General features: G+C 37.2%; 19 protein-coding genes. 10 read left to right on the top strand and 9 right to left on the bottom strand.

Going from position 1 to position 18,338, the window contains the following annotated elements:
* Positions 1-95: 95 nt before the first annotated feature.
* Positions 96-740, bottom strand: a complete 645-nt coding sequence (locus tag KS419_RS06090) for a hypothetical protein (RefSeq protein WP_217065180.1) — start codon at positions 738-740, stop codon at positions 96-98.
* A 185-nt stretch (positions 741-925) separates the two neighbouring features.
* On the opposite strand from KS419_RS06090, the gene KS419_RS06085 reads away from it, so the two are divergent.
* The 8 genes from KS419_RS06085 (at position 926) to KS419_RS06050 (ending at position 8,375) form a co-directional block, all read left to right on the top strand.
* Positions 926-2,020, top strand: coding sequence for an ABC transporter ATP-binding protein (locus tag KS419_RS06085; protein WP_217065179.1), 1,095 nt, complete (start codon positions 926-928; stop codon positions 2,018-2,020).
* Complete coding sequence (locus KS419_RS06080; RefSeq protein WP_217065178.1) at positions 2,017-2,889, top strand: carbohydrate ABC transporter permease; 873 nt, start codon at positions 2,017-2,019, stop codon at positions 2,887-2,889. The genes KS419_RS06085 and KS419_RS06080 overlap by 4 nt, the downstream gene beginning before the upstream one ends.
* 16 nt (positions 2,890-2,905) lie before the next feature.
* Positions 2,906-3,733 carry a carbohydrate ABC transporter permease gene (locus KS419_RS06075; RefSeq protein WP_217065177.1) on the top strand — a complete coding sequence of 276 codons (828 nt, stop codon included), beginning with the start codon at positions 2,906-2,908 and terminating at the stop codon, positions 3,731-3,733.
* A gap of 27 nt (positions 3,734-3,760) precedes the next feature.
* Positions 3,761-5,053 carry an ABC transporter substrate-binding protein gene (locus KS419_RS06070; protein ID WP_217065176.1) on the top strand — a complete coding sequence of 431 codons (1,293 nt, stop codon included), beginning with the start codon at positions 3,761-3,763 and terminating at the stop codon, positions 5,051-5,053.
* Positions 5,054-5,126: 73 nt separating this feature from the next.
* The gene (locus KS419_RS06065; protein ID WP_217065175.1) at positions 5,127-5,864 is read left to right on the top strand and encodes a glycerophosphodiester phosphodiesterase; all 738 of its coding nucleotides are present in this window, start codon (positions 5,127-5,129) and stop codon (positions 5,862-5,864) included.
* Between the two features lie 170 nt (positions 5,865-6,034).
* Entirely contained in the window at positions 6,035-7,345 is a 1,311-nt protein-coding gene (locus KS419_RS06060; RefSeq protein WP_217065174.1) for a globin-coupled sensor protein, read from the top strand.
* Positions 7,346-7,473: 128 nt separating this feature from the next.
* Positions 7,474-7,677, top strand: coding sequence for an alpha/beta-type small acid-soluble spore protein (locus tag KS419_RS06055; RefSeq protein WP_217065173.1), 204 nt, complete (start codon positions 7,474-7,476; stop codon positions 7,675-7,677).
* A 449-nt stretch (positions 7,678-8,126) separates the two neighbouring features.
* Positions 8,127-8,375, top strand: coding sequence for a hypothetical protein (locus KS419_RS06050; protein ID WP_217065172.1), 249 nt, complete (start codon positions 8,127-8,129; stop codon positions 8,373-8,375).
* Between the two features lie 31 nt (positions 8,376-8,406).
* Here the strand turns inward: KS419_RS06050 and KS419_RS06045 are convergent, their stop codons facing one another.
* From KS419_RS06045 to KS419_RS25450, 8 genes are all read right to left on the bottom strand, one after another.
* Positions 8,407-9,498, bottom strand: a complete 1,092-nt coding sequence (locus tag KS419_RS06045; RefSeq protein ID WP_217065171.1) for an ABC transporter ATP-binding protein — start codon at positions 9,496-9,498, stop codon at positions 8,407-8,409.
* A 251-nt stretch (positions 9,499-9,749) separates the two neighbouring features.
* The gene (locus KS419_RS06040; RefSeq protein ID WP_217065170.1) at positions 9,750-10,670 is read right to left on the bottom strand and encodes a PucR family transcriptional regulator; all 921 of its coding nucleotides are present in this window, start codon (positions 10,668-10,670) and stop codon (positions 9,750-9,752) included.
* Positions 10,671-10,786: 116 nt separating this feature from the next.
* Positions 10,787-10,969, bottom strand: coding sequence for a hypothetical protein (locus KS419_RS06035; protein ID WP_217065169.1), 183 nt, complete (start codon positions 10,967-10,969; stop codon positions 10,787-10,789).
* 56 nt (positions 10,970-11,025) lie between these two features.
* Entirely contained in the window at positions 11,026-11,241 is a 216-nt protein-coding gene (locus KS419_RS06030) for a DUF5342 family protein (RefSeq protein WP_217065168.1), read from the bottom strand.
* A 71-nt stretch (positions 11,242-11,312) separates the two neighbouring features.
* Positions 11,313-12,335 carry a YheC/YheD family protein gene (locus KS419_RS06025; protein ID WP_217065167.1) on the bottom strand — a complete coding sequence of 341 codons (1,023 nt, stop codon included), beginning with the start codon at positions 12,333-12,335 and terminating at the stop codon, positions 11,313-11,315.
* A 46-nt stretch (positions 12,336-12,381) separates the two neighbouring features.
* Positions 12,382-13,764, bottom strand: a complete 1,383-nt coding sequence (locus KS419_RS06020; protein ID WP_217065166.1) for a YheC/YheD family endospore coat-associated protein — start codon at positions 13,762-13,764, stop codon at positions 12,382-12,384.
* Between the two features lie 49 nt (positions 13,765-13,813).
* Positions 13,814-14,893, bottom strand: coding sequence for a YheC/YheD family endospore coat-associated protein (locus tag KS419_RS06015; RefSeq protein WP_217065165.1), 1,080 nt, complete (start codon positions 14,891-14,893; stop codon positions 13,814-13,816).
* A 43-nt stretch (positions 14,894-14,936) separates the two neighbouring features.
* The gene (locus tag KS419_RS25450) at positions 14,937-16,304 is read right to left on the bottom strand and encodes a YheC/YheD family endospore coat-associated protein (protein ID WP_217065164.1); all 1,368 of its coding nucleotides are present in this window, start codon (positions 16,302-16,304) and stop codon (positions 14,937-14,939) included.
* Positions 16,305-16,444: 140 nt separating this feature from the next.
* Between KS419_RS25450 and KS419_RS06005 the strand changes: the two genes are divergently transcribed.
* Both KS419_RS06005 and KS419_RS06000 read left to right on the top strand, forming a co-directional pair.
* Positions 16,445-17,587 carry a DUF445 domain-containing protein gene (locus KS419_RS06005; RefSeq protein ID WP_217065163.1) on the top strand — a complete coding sequence of 381 codons (1,143 nt, stop codon included), beginning with the start codon at positions 16,445-16,447 and terminating at the stop codon, positions 17,585-17,587.
* Positions 17,588-17,789: 202 nt separating this feature from the next.
* Complete coding sequence (locus tag KS419_RS06000; RefSeq protein WP_217065162.1) at positions 17,790-18,137, top strand: YlbF/YmcA family competence regulator; 348 nt, start codon at positions 17,790-17,792, stop codon at positions 18,135-18,137.
* Positions 18,138-18,338: the final 201 nt, after the last annotated feature.

The raw sequence follows: 18,338 nt of genomic DNA, 5'->3' as shown, positions 1-18,338 counted from the left end.
CTTCGGAAGTGACAACCGAAGTCAAAGAGCGGACTTCTGTTGTCATTCCTCCACTGCCCTACGCTCGTGTTCATAGGCCGCTTACGCTTTTCTTATTAATATGTTAAACAGATGGTTAGTTGCTCCACGGTGCCCATTGGTAATTGTGTCGAAACCACAAATATAGATACTATAATTGGAGTAATCAATAGGACAGATGGTATTAGCGATTTAATAATTGCTGTTTTTGTTACGTTAGTAGTTTGATAGGAATAGAACGTATAAAAGATTGATATACAAATTGCTAGTGCACCAATGATAAAGAAAGTAAGGCTTGTCTCAAGATGAAAGTAGGCAGTTACAGATGCAATGATAAATAAAAGCATAGGCAAAAATAAAAATGAACCGAATCGAGAGATAACATCCATGAAAGATGCTTTCATACCCATTACCTTAAGAATGGCAAATGTGATGGACCCCAATAGAAGGAAGACGACAAATAATGCTAGTCCAGGTAGTAAGAAAAAGGTTTGAAAGGTAATCGTCAATAGCCACTGGCATGACGACTGTAGTAAATTTGTATAAAGTACGGACGACATTAAAAAAGAGATAATAACTAATGAAAATAACCCATGTGTAGCCAATTTTTTAAAAGGAGTTTTCTTAATTTCAGAAGGACGAATCAATAATTCTTTTAAAAATGTGATGTATGATACCCCCGATTGATCAATTTGAGTTTTATCTTCTGCAAGTTTCTCCATTCGTGCTCACTCCTTACGTTATCTTATTCATTGTAATAGTAAGCTATTTTTTTCCTTTACACACCTAAACTTACAAAATCTAAACAAACCTTTATAATTCCTTAACATTGTCTCTATATTGAGTCGGTATAGTAAACATGTGGGTGAGAGTTATTACTGTTTAATACGAAAGTTAGGTGAGATGAATGGCACAAATACAATTAAAAAATGTAAGCAAAAATTTTGATGGTGAATCAGTCATTGAGCGTTTAAACATAACGATTAAGGATGGATCATTCACCGTTTTAGTAGGACCTTCCGGTTGTGGAAAAACAACTACTTTACGGATGATTGCTGGTTTAGAAGAACAATCAGAAGGTGAGATTTGGATTGGGGATCATAATGTATCGGACATTTCTCCAGGTAAACGGGATGTTGCTATGGTCTTTCAAAACTATGCCTTATACCCAACAATGTCTGTTCGTGAAAATATAGAATTTGGTTTAACTAATAGAAAGATACCTAAAGTGGAACGGAAAGAATTGGTTTATGAAATTGCAGAAATTGTAGGACTTACCCCGTATCTATCTAAAAAACCACAGCAACTTTCTGGCGGTCAACGGCAGCGGGTAGCTTTAGCACGTGCAATGGTAAAGAAACCGAAAGTGTTTTTAATGGATGAACCATTATCTAATTTAGATGCTAAACTTCGCCAACAAATGAGGATGGAACTGATTCAACTGCATAAGCGACTAGGAACAACTTTTATCTACGTTACCCATGATCAAGTGGAAGCTATGTCTATGGGAGAAGATGTAATATTAATGAATAAAGGAAAAGTAGTTCAACAGGCAGGTCCAATGGAGCTATATAATGAACCAAATTCCATGTTTGTTTCTCAATTCGTAGGCATGCCTCCAATGAATGTTATGTCCATTGAAGATCTTGTTACCTACTCGGAAGACAGTTGGTCCTTTCAACAACAGGGAGTAAGTTACATTGGCTTTCGACCAGAAAAAATAAAACTTCTAAAAGCACCTTCCACATCAGGATTTTGCTTGAACTGTGAAATTATCAACCGGGAAACGCTAGGTGCTGAAATCATTTATCAGCTCAAATCTCAAATAGGAAATATTCAAGGGAAAAGCTATCTTACACCTATGGTAAATGAGAAAAAAGTTTATGTGGAAGTGGAATACAGTGACTTATATTATTTTGATAAAGATGGGAATCGAATATCATCGATCATTAGAACAGAAATGAAAAGTACATTGACTGCGGCAGGGGAAAAGACCTCATGAAATCGTGGCCAATAATTCGACCTTATGTCATGATTGCACCAGCCTTAATTGTATTTCTCTTATTTTTTATATATCCCATTTACTATATGGTATACCTTAGTCTCCATTCGTGGGATTTTATCAGTCCCACGAAAGACTTTGTGGGGTTATCCAACTTTCAACAATTACTAAATTCCAGTGAATTTGCGAAAGTTCTATCTAATACATTGGTGTATACATTTGGAACAGTTGTTTTTTCAATCACGCTTGCACTATTCCTTGCCCTTTGGCTTAATCGATCAACTAGGATTCATCGATTAGCCCAGACTGCTGTTTTCAGTCCATATATTATATCTCTTGCATCCATTGCGCTGTTATGGCTATGGATGATGGATCCTGATTTTGGATTGTTAAATTGGTTATTAAGTTTAGTAGGGATTCCTAAACAGCCTTGGCTCACAGATCAGAATACAGCACTTTTTTCTCTCATTTTAGTTGCGGTATGGAAAGGTGTCGGTTTTAATACATTGGTATTTATTGCTGGACTGCAAAGTATTCCAAAAGACCTTTATGAAGCAGCGGATTTAGATCAGTCTCCAAAGTGGCGGACTTTTTACAAAATTACGTTACCGATGCTGACACCCACTTTGTTTTTCTTAGTAGTAACGAATGTCATTGTATCTTTCCAGGTGTTTGATACAGTTCACATAATGACACTCGGTGGGCCCGTTAATTCCACCAACACGTTAGTATTTAATATTTACATGCACGGATTCCGTTTCTTCAATATAGGATATGCCTCCGCTGTTGGTGTTATATTACTCATCCTATTAGCTATCATGACATGGCTGTATTTCAGGTTACTTTCTAAACGGGTACATTATCAGTAAGAGGGGTAGGCAAACAATGAAATTATTAAACTATCTACTTAAAGGATTGAACTGGGTACTTTTACTAACTGTTATTCTCATTTTTATATTTCCTTTTTTCTGGATGATTACAACAGCATTTAAATCTTTCTCGGAAACGATGATGTTCCCTCCGAAGTGGATTCCAGATCAATGGTTATGGCAGAACTTTGTTGATGCATGGCAGTCCGGTCCATTTCTTCACTATTATATAAACAGCATTACGGTGACAGTAAGTATATTAGTTTTACAGTTTTTAACAGTAATTCCTGCATCTTATGCATTCGCAAGATACCGATTTAAAGGGGACAGATTTTTATTTGCACTTATCATGATTACGTTAATGATTCCGGCACAACTGATTTTCTTACCGGTTTATCTTCAAATGAGTTCTTGGGGATTAATTGATTCATTAGCATCACTAATTATTCCTTTTGCATCCAGTGCGTTTGGAATATTCCTCATCCGTCAGGCGTTTAAGCAAGTACCTAATGAGTTAATTGAGGCGGCAAGACTGGACCAAGCAAGTGAATGGAAAATCATGTGGAAGATCATGGTGCCCTATGCTAAGCCTACAATTATTACGTTTGCATTATTTAGTTTTATTACCCATTGGAACGATTATTTTTGGCCCCTTGTAATGACTAATTCTGAGTTGTCAAGAACACTTCCAGTAGGGATTGCAAGGCTCCGGGATATTGACAGCGGAGCCTCCTGGAATCTTGTGATGGCTGGAAATATGTTATTGGTTGTACCGATTTTAGTTATTTTCTTTTTGGCCCAACGTCATATCATTAAAGCCTTTGTTTATACGGGTGTAAAATAAATTTTTTGAAAAAAAGGGGAGGTAATTATGAATTATTTGAAAACAAAACTGACAGTTGGAATTGCAGCAATCTTGTTATCTATCGTAATTCCGGCATGTGGGAACGAAGCAAATTCCGTTCAACAACAATCAGAAGATGGGCGTCCCATCATCCAGTTCTGGCATGCATTCGGTGGAGCAGGGTCCAGTGTGGAAGCATTAGTGGAGGAATATAATAATTATCAAAATGAAGTATATGTAAACGCGACATATCAAGGGGATTATCTGGAGAATCAATCAAAAATACAGGCGGCGATCGCTGCCAGAAATCACCCGGATGTTACTGTCATTGAAGCAGGAGCAATCGGAGCATTTGCAAAAGCTGGTGCATTAGTTGATTTAGGGGAATTAGTGAAACAAGAGGATATGAGTTTAGATGATTTCGTACCTGGATTATTAGGTAATTCTTATTGGGATGATACTTTAGTAGCGTTGCCATTCGCAAGAAGTACGCCGCTATTATACATGAATAAAAATATGCTTGAAGAAGTGGGACTGGATATTAGTGGCCCTACCACTTGGGATGAGTTGGAGGAGTATGCCAGGAAACTTACTATTCCAGAAGAAAGATACGGTTTTACAACAGCAACAAATACATGGTTATTTGAAGCACTTGTCTTTCAAAATGGTGGAGAAATCCTCTCAGAAGATGGAAAGAAGTCACTATTTCATTCTGACGCAGGGGTGGAAGCACTTCAATATTGGATGGATATGATTGATGAGGGTATTATGAAAAACCCTCCTGCTGAACGGGGATTTGATGTTTCCCAGCAAGATTTTGTGAATCAAAATGCTGCAATGCTTTTTGCATCTACCGGTTCTTTAGGGAGTATTTTAGACTCCATAGAAGGACAAGGTTTTGAAGTTATTACTTCCTTTTTACCGAAAAAAGAAGAGTTTGCAACACCGTCTGGTGGTTCCAATTTAGTTATTTTGGAAAATACCTCGGAAGAACGTCAACAGGCTGCTTGGGAATTTGTAAAATGGATGACCGAGAAAGAACAAACGATTCAGTTCAGTCAGGCAACTGGATACATGCCCGTAAGGCAATCAGCTATCGATAGTGAGGACATGCAGGCAATATATGAAAATTCTCCTCAATTCAAAGTGGCAGTGGATCAGTTGGCATATGCTCGCCCCCGTCCTATGGTTCCTGCTTACCATGAATTACAGGTAATTATTACTATTGAAATGCAGCGTGCTATTTTGGAAGATGGGGTTTCTGCACAAGAAGCATTAACTGCAGCTGCGGAACGGGGAAATGAGTTGCTCTCAAAATAATCGCGATGAAGAGACCGTCTTAGATAACTCGATATAACACTGGCAAAAAAAAACGGAAGGGCTGTGAACTCATATGAATCCCATTAGCGCACATCGTGGTTGGTCAAGTAAAGCACCGGAAAACACTTTAGCAGCATTTCAATTAGCATTAGATACATCAGAAATTGAATCCATTGAGTTTGATGTTCAATTAACGAAAGATGGAATACCGGTTGTCATTCACGATTTCACTTTAGAAAGGACGACTAACGGAAAAGGACTAGTTAAGGAAATAACCTATGAAGAACTTAGGAAACTTGATGCTGGAAGTTGGTTCTCTGAGGAGTTTGCTGGGGAAAAAGTACCCACATTAGAAGAGGTATTTCAGCTAATCAAAGGAAAAAAGAAACTTTATTTGGAGTTAAAACAAGCAGGAATCATGTATCCAGGGTTAGAGAAAAAAGTGTACGATCTTATGGATAAATATGATATGTTCTCCGATACAACAGTTATTTCCTTTGATCATGAGTCATTGAAGAGACTGAAAGACATGGACAATACTGTTAGTACTGGTCTAATTATTTATGGTAGACCAACTTTAATCATGGAGCAGCTACAATACACAGGTGCTAGCTTTATTGGTATGGGTTATCCATTCATAACTGCAGGGCTATTAACCAAATTATTGGAATCAGGAGTAACAATCATGTGTGCTCCTGGTGATGAATTACAGGATATCCAAATGATTATGGCAATGGACTCCAGTATCGGTATTTCTACGAATTACCCTGATCGTGCATTAGAGATGAGAAAAATTAAGACAACTGAATAACGCTTAACATTTGAATCTGGACAATGATCAGGGAGACATTGTTCAGATTTTTTTTTTTGTTTAGATGTTTATCGATATTTCTTCTGTTATGTGCTAATATGTATCTATTTTTATTATACAAATGTTATAATTTATTTATACAAAAATAATCCAAAAGGTGGTAAATGTCCTTGAAATTTTTAACCGTTTTTAAAAAGCAAACGACTCCAACAGAATATTTTATAAAACTCCATTCCTACGATCATGAAGTTTTATTAGAACCTCCAACGAAGGAAATAAAAGACCAGTTAACGCTTACACAAATCGGAATAGATGATCTCAAAATTGCTAAAGCACTAAAACCTTTAATGGAATCCAATATGGATGAAATGATAAATGAATTTTATGAAAAACTATTGTCTGTACCTTCACTTGAGGGGATTATTACAAAGCATAGTTCAACAGACCGTCTGAAAAACACTTTAAAACAGCACTTAATTGAAATGTTTAGTGGAAAGATGGATAAAGAATTCTTTGAAAAACGAGAGGCAGTCGCAAAAATTCATTTTCGAATTGGCCTGACTCCAAAATGGTATATGGGATCTTTCCAATCCCTTTATGCCTCCATGTTTCAGCTAATTTCAGAAAAAATGAAATCCTTTGAGGAAAGGAAAAGAGCAGTAGAAGTTGTCACTAAACTATTAAATATAGAGCAGCAATTAGTATTGGAAGCATACGAGAAGGAAAATGTGCAACAGAGGGAAAAAGAACATGAAGAAGTGAAGAATAACTTAAAAAATATCATTCTTAATGTCACTGGAGAACTGGCTGCACTTTCAGTAGAAACTTCTGCGTCGGTGGAACAATTGATATCAAATAGCAATGAAGTTAGTAATAGCGTAATTCAAAGTACTGAAAAAACAAAACAAACAAAAATCGTAGCCACCGATAGTCGTGATAGGATGGAGAATTTAACAAAGAAAATGGATGAATTGAATTTGAGTTCTAGGAAGATGGATGATTTAACCCGAAAATTAACCGATTCCTCTGAAGAGATAAACCGGGTAATAGGGATTGTAAAAAACATTGCAGACCAGACAACTCTTCTTTCTCTTAATTCAGCCATTGAGGCTGCCAGAGCGGGGGAACACGGGAGAGGTTTTGCGGTTGTTGCGAATGAAGTAAAAAAGTTGTCTGAAGAAACTAAAGCATCAGTGGAGAACATTGAAAAACTTGTTAGTAAATCCTCTACTTATATCTCCATGGTGAACGACGCCATCGGTGAAGTAACCCAGTTAGTTGCATCAGGAACAGAAGAAACACTTCAAACAAAAGAGACTTTTGAAGGGATTGCAGGAACGCTTGAGGACAGCCTCCAAATGGTAAATCTTGTGGAAGAAGAGTTTAGTGATTTAAAACTAATTATTAAAGAAATAGGGCAGGCATCTTCCCGTGTAGCTGTATCTGCTGAGCACTTGAATGAAACGGCAAGGGACTTATAAATGATATTTGTGGAAAATTTACTATCCAAGTAAGGCGCTAAAATGTTTTACCTAAAAATTACTAATGCTTTTTTTACATACCTGACAAAGATTGATACAAACTATGGTTACGTCAGGAGGTGAGAAACATGGCACAAAACAACAACTCGAACCAATTACTTGTACCTGGTGTTCAACAAGCATTAGATCAAATGAAGTATGAAATTGCGCAAGAGTTTGGTGTTCAGCTTGGTGCAGATGCTACTTCTCGTGCTAACGGATCTGTTGGTGGTGAGATCACTAAGCGTCTTGTACAAATGGCAGAGCAACAATTTGGTGGTCAGCAACAATAATAAAAAGAATAACATGGCTGTAGGGATGGACTTGTTCCATCCCTTTTTAAATTGATATAAGTTTCTTTCCTTCTTTTCTAGCTCCAGCGCCTACGGGCTCGGATCACTTCAGGCAGGCTGCTACTTGAGTTGCATCCTTGCTGCCTTGCGACGAGTAATCGCAGGAGCACAAGGAAGCCAAAAAGCAGACTTCTGTTGTCATTCCTGCACTGCCCTACGCTCGTGATCTTAGGCGATTCCGCTTTTCTTTGTCTAGCTCCATCACCTACTCGCTGCGGGGCACTTCGGAAATGACAACTGAAGCCAAAAAGCGGACTTCTGTTGTCATTCCTGCACTGCCCTACGCTCGTGATCTTAGGTTATTCCGCTTTTCTTATACCAATATTTATAAGTTAAGTTATTCTCATTACGGGAAAAGCTAGTAATAACAATCTTAAAGGAGGGTAATGATGGGATATTGTCCGTTATGTAATGGCATGGAACAATTGGCTATTCCATGTAAAATTTGTGAGAACACAATGGAAGACAAAGGACGCTATTTTGATTTTTTTGGAGACTATTCACCATATGAGCCAATTGAACTGATGAAAGAATCTGACATGATAGAAGGGGATAAAACAAACGGGGAGTGCCCACATTTGTTTACTTGCAGTAATTGCCAAAGTGATCAAGTGATACTTGTTAAAGAAATAGAATAAAGCCCCCTGGATAAAGGGGACTTTAGTGTAATTATCGAATGCGAAGTTCAGTTTCTGGATCAAAGAAGTGACATTTATTCATATCAAAAGCCATTGTTAATGTATCTCCGTTGCCAACATCTGTACGGGAATCAACTCGTGCGATGAAGTCTTGGTTAGCCACTTTCGAATAAAGGAAAGTCTCTGCACCCATTAACTCAGCGACATCGATGAAAGCTTCAAATGTTGAATTTTCAGATGCTTCAAGGAAAACTGGCTCATCGTGAATATCTTCTGGACGGATACCAAGGATAATTTCTTTACCATTGTATTTTTCAACAGCTTTTAACTTACCAGCAGGAACCTTCACTTTATGTCCTTCCATTTCGAAGAAACCGTCTTTTAATGTACCAGTCAAGAAGTTCATTGCAGGAGAACCAATAAATCCGCCTACGAACACGTTATCTGGGTTATCATAAATATCTTTAGGACGACCAACCTGTTGAATAAGTCCATCTTTCATAACGACGATTCTTGTGGCCATTGTCATCGCTTCTGTTTGGTCATGTGTTACGTATATTGTAGTTGTTTGTAAACGTTGGTGAAGTTTAGTTATTTCAGCACGCATTTGTACACGCAATTTTGCATCAAGGTTTGATAAAGGCTCATCCATTAAGAATACTTTAGGATTACGTACAATAGCTCGACCAAGTGCAACACGCTGACGTTGACCACCGGACATTGCTTTTGGTTTACGGTCAAGCATTTCTGTTAATCCAAGAATTTTTGCAGCATTTCTTACACGCTCATCAATCTCAGCTTTTTTGAATTTACGTAGTTTTAAACCGAAAGCCATATTTTCATAAACGTTCATATGTGGATATAAGGCATAGTTTTGGAATACCATCGCGATGTCACGATCTTTTGGTGCCACATCGTTTACTAGCTCGTCTCCGATGTAAAGTTCTCCTTTAGAAATATCCTCAAGACCTGCTACCATACGTAAAGTTGTTGATTTACCACAACCTGATGGACCAACGAATACGATAAACTCTTTATCTTCGATTTCAAGGTTAAAGTCAGAAACTGCCGTTACATCCCCATCAAAGATTTTATAAAGCCCTTTAAAAGTAATATCTGCCATGGGTTTTCCACTCCTTTTTTATAGAACGTGTATCACGTTCGTTGTTGTTAATTAAGTACTAACATTAGTTTAACTTGGAAAGGCTTTCATAACTACTGTAAGCATGCACAAAAAAGGGATGAATTTTTTGTGCAATGTGCAAAGAGAGAGAAAGGCGCCGAGGTGTCAGTGGAAGTACTGTAACTCAGCACAAGAACTTGCCCGTGCGGACAACGGCATCAAGTGACATCTTGCCATAGAGTCGCTTAGAATTAGCTATCTCTTTTTGACTGTAGTACCACAAACATTAGATAAACAGCAACTGCATTAGGAAAACGTTTTACATCAATGGACGTTTTCTCAATAAACTTGTCCACTCGATATTGCAAAGTGTTCCGGTGCATAAATAATTTTTTGGCAGCAAGAGTGGTATTCATGTTACATTCCAGATAAACTTTCACAGATTCTAAAAGGCTTTTGTCATTAAGTACAGGTTTCAACATTTCCAGTGTCATTTTTTTTGTTTCATCTGAAAGGTCCCTTAATAGAAAATACGGAACTATTTCATGCTCTAAGAAAAGTCTTTTCGTTGGGGATATACTCCTGACAATATGGAATATGGATGTTTCCCAATTATACTGTGACTGTATCGTATCAAATGACGTGATTGGTGAACCTACATAAAGGGATATTTGTACAAAAAAGTCCGATGTAATTGTATCAGCGATGGATTCCTCATCATTTTCTTCTTCGAAATAAGCATCGATTGTCTGAAATAGAATTCCCTCAAATTTATTTCTCCACAATAAAACTGGGGAGGTGGGAAAAAGACTTTTCATAGCTTCTTCAAATTCATCATAATCCCCAAGCACACCTTTGATAGAGAAATGAATAAAACGAAATGGGAAATTAAGATTTTTTTCAATTAATGTCCTATCTCCCTCTTGCTGATTAAGGTTAAATAACCATCCGATGAGATTTTCTTCCAACGGAGATTTTCCATGATTTGACTGTTCCAGTTTTTCGTTAAAGAGGGTATCCAGTAACGTTGCTTCCTCCTCCGTTAACTTTCTCTTATCGAATGTGATACTTGTTCCTTCTTTATCAGACAGTGTTAAACGGGAAGAAAGGGGGATGTCATTCGCATCCTTAGGTATAGCAAAAGAATAGTTAGATTTTAATCTATTTAACATAAATAACGTTGTCCCTTCTATAGTTCACTCGATACTAGTATATAAAAAACGACAGTAAATCGCCAAGGGAAAAGAAAAAAATCGGGTGTCCCGTTCTTTCTGAGACACCCGAGTGGCTATTCATCATGATTCACATGATATGGGGGCTTTTCTTCGTGAAAATCTTGTGCTTCATCAATTTGACGTTTATCATTTGTAATGTGGTCTTTACCACCAGCTAACCCTTCGTTGGTCATTCTGTCCACATCCACCATTACCCGATCCCGGCCTTCATAGTTGGAGTCTTTTTTTTCTGTCATCATGGATTCCCTCCTTGTGTCTTTCTAGCTTCTGCACAATAGGGGAAATTATCCAATCAATGTTCTTCATACACATGATACAGCATTAAATCATGAACACATGTTTCTAAATACTGTTTATCTTTTTCAGTCCCTTCAAAAAAACTCCATTTAATGGAACCGTCTTTAAAATATTTACCTTCATATCTTTTCTGCTTGTAAAAAAAAGAAAAGGTCCATTCTTGATGGAGAAGGTTATTTTTTATTTCTTTAAGCTGGAAATGGGATAACAAAAAATTCCCCTCCTTTTGGTTATATGATAGAAACAGTTTATCATATAAAAGAAAGGGAAGAGCACTTTGGGTTAAGTATCATTAAGTAGTATTTTAACTAATGTTTGTATTCGATTCCTTTGAATATGTTCCTCATCGAAAGTCATTGGTTTGCTGTTCACATCAAGTATGGACAAATTTCTCATTTGGTCCATACCAATATCGAAAGAAAACTCCCTAACTGTATAATATCTCTGGAGGAGCTCTCCCAGAGATTTTCCGAGGTGATGTACCAGTTCTTCTTTCGGTTTTATAGGAACTTGATCCATGGGAACTACTCTACCCCCTTGTGGTACATGAGTAGTGAATCCATTTTCCCGTGCTTGCCTTGCTCCTAGCCCTGTTAATTGCCAATTGTTTTTATAAAAGTGCATTAAAACCCTAAAATCATAAGGGGTTCCATCAATAGTCGTGACAGGTATTCCCTCCTGTATTAGAATTCTCCGGTTGAGATAAACTTGTTTGAGTAAATAATGAAGCTGAGAAAAAGAAAGGTCTTCAACTATTTTTCTTTGGGAATGTAACGTGTATCTTTGACGTATCCTTTCAACCTTCCATATTCCTTTTCCTTGTGCCCCTTCTACATCTTTAATAAACACTTGATTATATTTTGTTAAAAAGGTTTTTAGTGTTCCTTCTTTATTAAGGAGTACTGTTTTCGGGAAAAAATTCTTTAAAATGTCATCCCCTTTAATGAGTTTTGCAATATGCTCTTTATTAAAAAAAGAATCATTAAATATAGGAATCCCTTTAGATTTTAGTTTCCTAAAGTAAGACTGAACCCCTTCTGACATTTCCCCTTTTCGATATGGGAATCGGTTATATACTACATGGGGGATGGGATGTCTTGTATCTTTCCATTTTTCCTCAATCGCATCCCAATAATATACAGTTGTTGAAGAATAACGGTTTGATAGGGGGAATATAACCCCCTTTCCACCTCGATTTTCTATTTCTATGAGTAGGTCCTTATAATAATCACTTTCCCCACTGAACAAATGACCTTCTTTTTTTCCGGCAAGGATAATAACATGCTTTTTTTTTCTTCTATTCAATGCAGGATCACCCTCTTTTCTGATCGTTTGTAGTGTGGTCTCAGCTTTAACCTTGAATAATCGGTGATATATCAATCGAAGAGCGATATAAATGAAATGCGTATTCCATAGGCATTTTTCTCGTTAGCAAATCATCCTGTTTTAATTTAGGGTGAGAGAAGATGGTTCTGCCAGGTTTTGAATTGGCTTCAAACATCCAGATTTTCTCCTGTTGATCAATTCCAATGTCGAATCCAATTTCCCCCACATACCCTTCTGTAGTATCATCAATTGCTTTGCTTAAAAGGTAGGTAGCTTTCTTTAATTCAACCAATAAGCTTTTAGTTAAGTGGAGGTCTTCCCAAATCTCTGACACAGATTTAACATGGCCGCCACTTTTCACATGGGTAGTAACGCTCCCTGAACCTGCTATTTTAGCTGCAATAGCACTGATTTTCCACACTCCATGCTCATCCTTATTCGTGTGAATCCGAAAATCGATGGGATTATTTTGATATTTTAAGAGGGAGATTCCCTCTTGAATGACAAGAGTTTCAAATCCTCTTGGAAATTGTGTTTTCAGTAATCGAGAAAGGGATCCATATCTTCTTAATCTATTACGGGAATGGTCGCGAAAACGACAATAGTAAAATTTTTCGTTAGAATCATAAACAATCTGGTGGATACCAAGCCCTAAACTACCATTTTTCGGTTTGATATACACATGCTCATAGGAGTGTATAAAATCTTGTATTTCCTTTTCTGAAGGGGAAGAAATGGTTCTTGGTAAAAAAGATTGGGCTTCAGGGATGTCAATTAATTGCTGGTAAATATGCCATTTGTCAAAAAATCCAGGATTAAACCAAGGAATATCATATTCCTGTTCTAACCGTTCTTTTACTTCTGAATATATAGGAAGGGATTCTGTTCTACGATTTGGAAGACGATCATAAACGACATTTGGTAATGGAATTTTTACTTGCTCCCATCCCGTTTCTCGAAAGGTGTAGCCTTCGATGATTCCCTCATTCCAATGAATATGATGGGAACCAAAAATGAATGCAAGACCGCCTAAGGATTTTGCAGCATAAATATATTTGGAGAATAAAAAGGACCGTTCTCCAACAGGGCGCAGTGAGTTTCCAGTAAAGCCTGCTGTATAAATACCTATAACTGGACCTAGAAAAATTGAATTTTCTCCATCATTTTGGACCATTAATGTTAGGGGGAAGGGAATGGCTAAGCTAGACCATGCTGCTTTTGAAAGAGTCCAGTTCTTTTCTTGGTTTCCGGACGAGAGGACGGTACACTCCACCCTTTTTATTCCAAATACAATGGTTTTTTGACTGCCATCTTCTAAACCTACTTCATTCAGATCATTCTCTGGGATAGATAATATGAAACTATTTATTTCCGTCTCGCTGCACCGGATTCGTATACTTTTCAGCAACGGAATTCACTCCTTTACCAATTGTTTTTATCTCCAACGTCTTCCTTGTTTATGATTTTGAGTTGACATTCAATTCTAAGGACCTTGCACGGTTCTTTTTTTCAATGGACTCAATATATAGTCCAACTCCATGAAAGATATGATCATGATTTGATGGATCTGTCGTATCCAAGACGGTTTGATAACCAGGTTTGGAATTCACTTCTACGATCCATACCCTATGATTTGTATCAATACCTAAATCAACACCTAATTCAAACAAAGGAGAATGATATTTTTCCAGTTGACCAGGTATGTGCTCCACAATTTCTTGGATTTGATTAAGAATCTTTTTCTTCTCATGCTTTCTTAATTTAATTGTTGGTCGGATAATTCCCCCTGCCTGTAAATTGGAAAGAAAGGAGTTTTCCTTTCCGAAGCGAAAACCTTTTCCGACAACATACCAACGCTCTAATGACTGTTTCTGAAGAACAATTCGAAAATCAAAGGGTCTTCTCTCCAAATGTAAGGGGAGATATGGTTGAATGAGATATTTGGTATGATTAATCGTAGGTAACCCTTGATTGAATATATCTTCAGGTTTATTCAAGTAGCGGGAAACACGGTTTTGTCCGTCTTTCAGTTCTAATTTTTCATTTTCATTAAAAAGAAAATAAATACCTTTACCTCCAGATCCATTAACTGGTTTTAAAACTAGCTTATGAAAAATGGAAAGATAACTGTTTATTGTTTCATTCGTTAATAATTGAGTTGGAGGTAAATATTTCGATAATATATTATTATTCATAAGCCATTGGTGTACTGCCCATTTATTCGGTAAACCCTCTCCAATAAATGTCGTTAACGTTTTTATTCGTTCCACTTTTGATAGGAGGGAGCGTTTCCCTTTTCCAGATATGGGGTAGAAACAACGATCATAAATAAAATTAGGTAATGGAAATGATTTTTTCAGCCATGTTGAAGTAAGGTTATTAAACAATAAGCCAGTTACTTTGTTGGAATTAAAGTCATAGTCGTCTGGTGTAAAACAATATACCTCATATCCCTTCTTCGAAAGGGAAAAAGCTACACCATTTAAATATTCATTCCCATCAGCAATCGTTGATTGCATAATGCCTACAGAAATCATCTATTATCAACCTTTCTCAATAGTCAAGGAACTATGGATGAAACTAATATTCGGAAAAACCAGTTAAATACTCGCAAAAACCAAGAAGAAGCTTAATGGATGGAAAGGTATTTTTGGCTAATTGGATACTATCCCCTTTAGATGGTTTAATGTTCACTTCGAGAATCCAGACACGGATATCGTTATCAAGCATAAAATCAAATCCCAGTTCTCCGTAAATACCATTCGTTTCCCGATCCAACACCTGTGCTCCATGTTTTGCCAGTTCATGCAGGAATCGTTCTATTTGAACAGCCTCACTTTCAGGGAAGAATTCCCTTAATAGAGAGATCGCTTTTTTCTGAGTAGCACCTTGAGATAAATTAGAGACTATTTTATTGTCTTCACCTACACGGGCAATGGCAGAACAGGATTGCCATTCCCCTAGGGAATTTTTTATGCATAATATCCGGAAATCAACAGGTGTCTTGAGATGATGAAGTGGTGTAATGGATTGTTGAATTAAATATTGCCGTTTTTGGATTCGAACGTGTAATAGTTCAACCAACTGATCGATTGTTTTTACATTTTTTGTTTGCCAACCTCTGTCTGTCGGGTAAGTGATAAAATAAGAGCCTTTTTCTTTGTGAACTTTGATAATTCCTGCCCCTTCTTTCCCCCAAAATGGTTTTAAATAAATACTGGAAGCAAAATTCAACATTTCCGTCAGATCCTGTCTTGTTTTCAATTGCCGCGTTTTTGGAAGATATGGGGTTAACGTCGGTTCTTTGCTAAAATGAGAGTAGGTATCCCATTTGTGCAAAAACTGATCATTAAAATAAGGAATATTCATTTCTGTTAGCTTCCGAAAGAAATCTTGACCTTTAACTGATTTTTCCTGATTCCTTATACCAATCCGGTTGTAAATCACTTGTGGTAGTGGAAAGGTCCCTTTTTTCCATGCCCCATCATGGAGGGTATAACCATGAATGAAAGAGCCAGTTACGTCTTTATAGGAGAATACATGAAATGGAAAGTGGAAGGCATCTGCTGATTTTGCCATTTCCGTGACATAATTCGTTATAGTACCGAATGGGTTTTCTTGACTATCCTGTATATCTCCAATAACGACACCGACACTTGGACCAAAATGAAACGTCTTCTCTTTATAGTCGTAAATACATTGAACTCTTTTGTGAGTTAATAACGACAGATGGGAGGCAATAGATGGTTCTACCTGAACGACAGTATCAGGTAAGGTATCATCAATTAATACCTCCACATCACAAGATAAGAAATGAAACAGGAGTTTTCCTGTCATCTTGTGTTGGATTTGCCATATGGATGCGATTTTTCTTGGAATTACAAATTGATTCGGCTTCAATTGATCGTTAACATCAAACTGTGAAATATAAAACTTAAAGGAAAGCACTGGCATCCCTCTTTTACTTCTGTATAGAAACTTAGTGAAATTCATTTTTATTGTATATGGGTAGGAGTGGATACCGTATCTTATGAAGAGGGAGGTTTAGGTGTGCAAATGCCAAACTCCCAGGAAGAGGTGGTTGAGTGATGGATTATCCAATAGTATGGCTGTTAGTATTAACTTTTGTTGGAGCAGTGTTAGGGGGCGGAACGAATATCATTGCCATCCGAATGTTGTTTCGGCCACACCGGGCGATTTATATTGGTTCCGTTAAAATTCCTTTTACACCAGGTTTAATTCCGAAGCGGAGGGAAGAAATTGCCCTACAATTAGGGAAAATGGTGGAAGATCATTTGGTTACTCCGGAAGGGATACAACAACGGATTTTTCAAGGAACATTCATGCAAGATTTTGGAGAAAAAATGAAAAGAGTACTAAAGGAATTTCTTCATCAGGATCTTACCGTTGATGAATGGCTTCAGAAAAATACGAGTGGAAGATGGACGACAAGTGCTGCCAGGGGAGCTTATGAAAAGGGCTTAAAGGATAAAATTTATGATATGGTGATGGAATATAAGTCACAACCGTTGGACGAAATATTGCCTCCAGAATGGAAGTTGCGTTTAGTAGCGTACATACCAAACATCTCCGATTCTTTAGTGATGAAGCTAGAGGAGTATCTATTATCTGCAGAAGGGAACGCTCAAATTGATATAATGGTATCTCGATTTTTTGAGACAAAAGGAAGTGTCGGGGGATTTTTTGGAAAAATGGTTAGCCGTACATCCATATCATCCATAATCTTAAAAGAGATACAACGATTCCTGAAAGATGAAAAAACAGTACTATTATTAAATGATTTAATTGAAAGGGAGTACAAAAATTACTTAAAAAAGACTCCAGAGGAAATACTTTCAAACGTAAACTTAGAAAGAAAAGTGGATTCTATCATTCATACTATTATTTCGGAAACACCAATTATAGGTGAGTGGGATCGGCCTTTAAAGGAATGGGCTTTTCAGTATGAACAGGTTATTTTGACGACATTTTTACCATCATTCATTGATGGTATTACAACGATCATTGAGAAACACTTGAAAACTGCGATTGAACGAATTGGAATTCAAGAAATTGTTCAAGATGAAGTAAATACATTTCCCCTTTCTCGTTTAGAGGAAATGTTACTTTTGGTTGCAAACAGGGAATTAAAGATGATAGCTATTTTAGGGGCTATTATTGGAGGGGGCGTCGGATTAGTACAAGGAGTTTTTGTTCTTTTCTTTTATTGAAGTACATGGAAAGTTTTTTAGGAATTAGTCTCATAACAAATAATTAGATCACCGAATCTACTCCAAATTGGATGATTTGACCCCTATGGGATGAATTCATTTCTCATTCATGTTATAGTTTTAAAGAATGCTTACCCGTGCGTATGTTTCGCATTAACCTCTAGTTTCATGCGTGCAAAAAACTAAGGAGGATATTTTTTTTATGGTTAACCCTTACGATAAGGCAAATGAATTGGCACAAGTATTAAAAGAAAGCAGTGAGTTCTCTGAACTCAAAAACCTTCACGATCAAGTTAATCAGGATGAAGTTGCAAAACGTATGCTGGACAACTTCCGTAATGTTCAATTGGAACTTCAGCAGAAACAAATGCAAGGCGAACAAATTACAGAAGAAGAGATTCAACAAGCTCAACAACAGTTTGAATTAGTTCAGCAACATGAAGTAATTTCAAAATTGATGGAAGCAGAGCAACGTATGAGCCAGTTGATCACTGATATTAATAAAGCAATTACTCAGCCCTTGGAAGAACTATATGGAGCTGGTGAATAGTCATTTTAAGTGTTTTTAAAAAGAAAAAGGCTGCCCTAATTTCCTGAAAATGGATAGAGGGGCGGCTTTTTTTAAAAGATAAGTATAGGTTTTTGCACCTTCGGGCATTGTCTAGTTCCATCGCCTACTCGCTGCGGGGCACTTCGGAAGCGACAACCGAAGTCAAAGAGCGGACTTCTGTTGTCATTCCTGCACTGCCCT

The organism is Evansella tamaricis, from assembly GCF_019042215.1.
In the GTDB taxonomy this organism is placed as follows: Bacteria; Bacillota; Bacilli; order Bacillales; family Salisediminibacteriaceae; genus Evansella; species Evansella tamaricis.
This window is presented reverse-complemented; position numbering and strand designations above follow the sequence as displayed.

What these genes read in the sequence shown, in the direction of transcription:
- KS419_RS06050 (WP_217065172.1), top strand. Translation starts at nt 8,127, where the DNA reads ATGGGATATTGTCCGTTATGTAATGGCATGGAACAATTGGCTATTCCA.
- KS419_RS06065 (WP_217065175.1), top strand. Translation starts at nt 5,127, where the DNA reads ATGAATCCCATTAGCGCACATCGTGGTTGGTCAAGTAAAGCACCGGAA.
- KS419_RS06000 (WP_217065162.1), top strand. Translation starts at nt 17,790, where the DNA reads ATGGTTAACCCTTACGATAAGGCAAATGAATTGGCACAAGTATTAAAA.
- KS419_RS06040 (WP_217065170.1), bottom strand. Translation starts at nt 10,670, where the DNA reads ATGTTAAATAGATTAAAATCTAACTATTCTTTTGCTATACCTAAGGAT.
- KS419_RS06080 (WP_217065178.1), top strand. Translation starts at nt 2,017, where the DNA reads ATGAAATCGTGGCCAATAATTCGACCTTATGTCATGATTGCACCAGCC.
- KS419_RS06085 (WP_217065179.1), top strand. Translation starts at nt 926, where the DNA reads ATGGCACAAATACAATTAAAAAATGTAAGCAAAAATTTTGATGGTGAA.
- KS419_RS06055 (WP_217065173.1), top strand. Translation starts at nt 7,474, where the DNA reads ATGGCACAAAACAACAACTCGAACCAATTACTTGTACCTGGTGTTCAA.
- KS419_RS06070 (WP_217065176.1), top strand. Translation starts at nt 3,761, where the DNA reads ATGAATTATTTGAAAACAAAACTGACAGTTGGAATTGCAGCAATCTTG.
- KS419_RS06015 (WP_217065165.1), bottom strand. Translation starts at nt 14,893, where the DNA reads ATGATTTCTGTAGGCATTATGCAATCAACGATTGCTGATGGGAATGAA.
- KS419_RS06035 (WP_217065169.1), bottom strand. Translation starts at nt 10,969, where the DNA reads ATGACAGAAAAAAAAGACTCCAACTATGAAGGCCGGGATCGGGTAATG.
- KS419_RS06090 (WP_217065180.1), bottom strand. Translation starts at nt 740, where the DNA reads ATGGAGAAACTTGCAGAAGATAAAACTCAAATTGATCAATCGGGGGTA.
- KS419_RS06045 (WP_217065171.1), bottom strand. Translation starts at nt 9,498, where the DNA reads ATGGCAGATATTACTTTTAAAGGGCTTTATAAAATCTTTGATGGGGAT.
- KS419_RS06075 (WP_217065177.1), top strand. Translation starts at nt 2,906, where the DNA reads ATGAAATTATTAAACTATCTACTTAAAGGATTGAACTGGGTACTTTTA.
- KS419_RS06005 (WP_217065163.1), top strand. Translation starts at nt 16,445, where the DNA reads ATGGATTATCCAATAGTATGGCTGTTAGTATTAACTTTTGTTGGAGCA.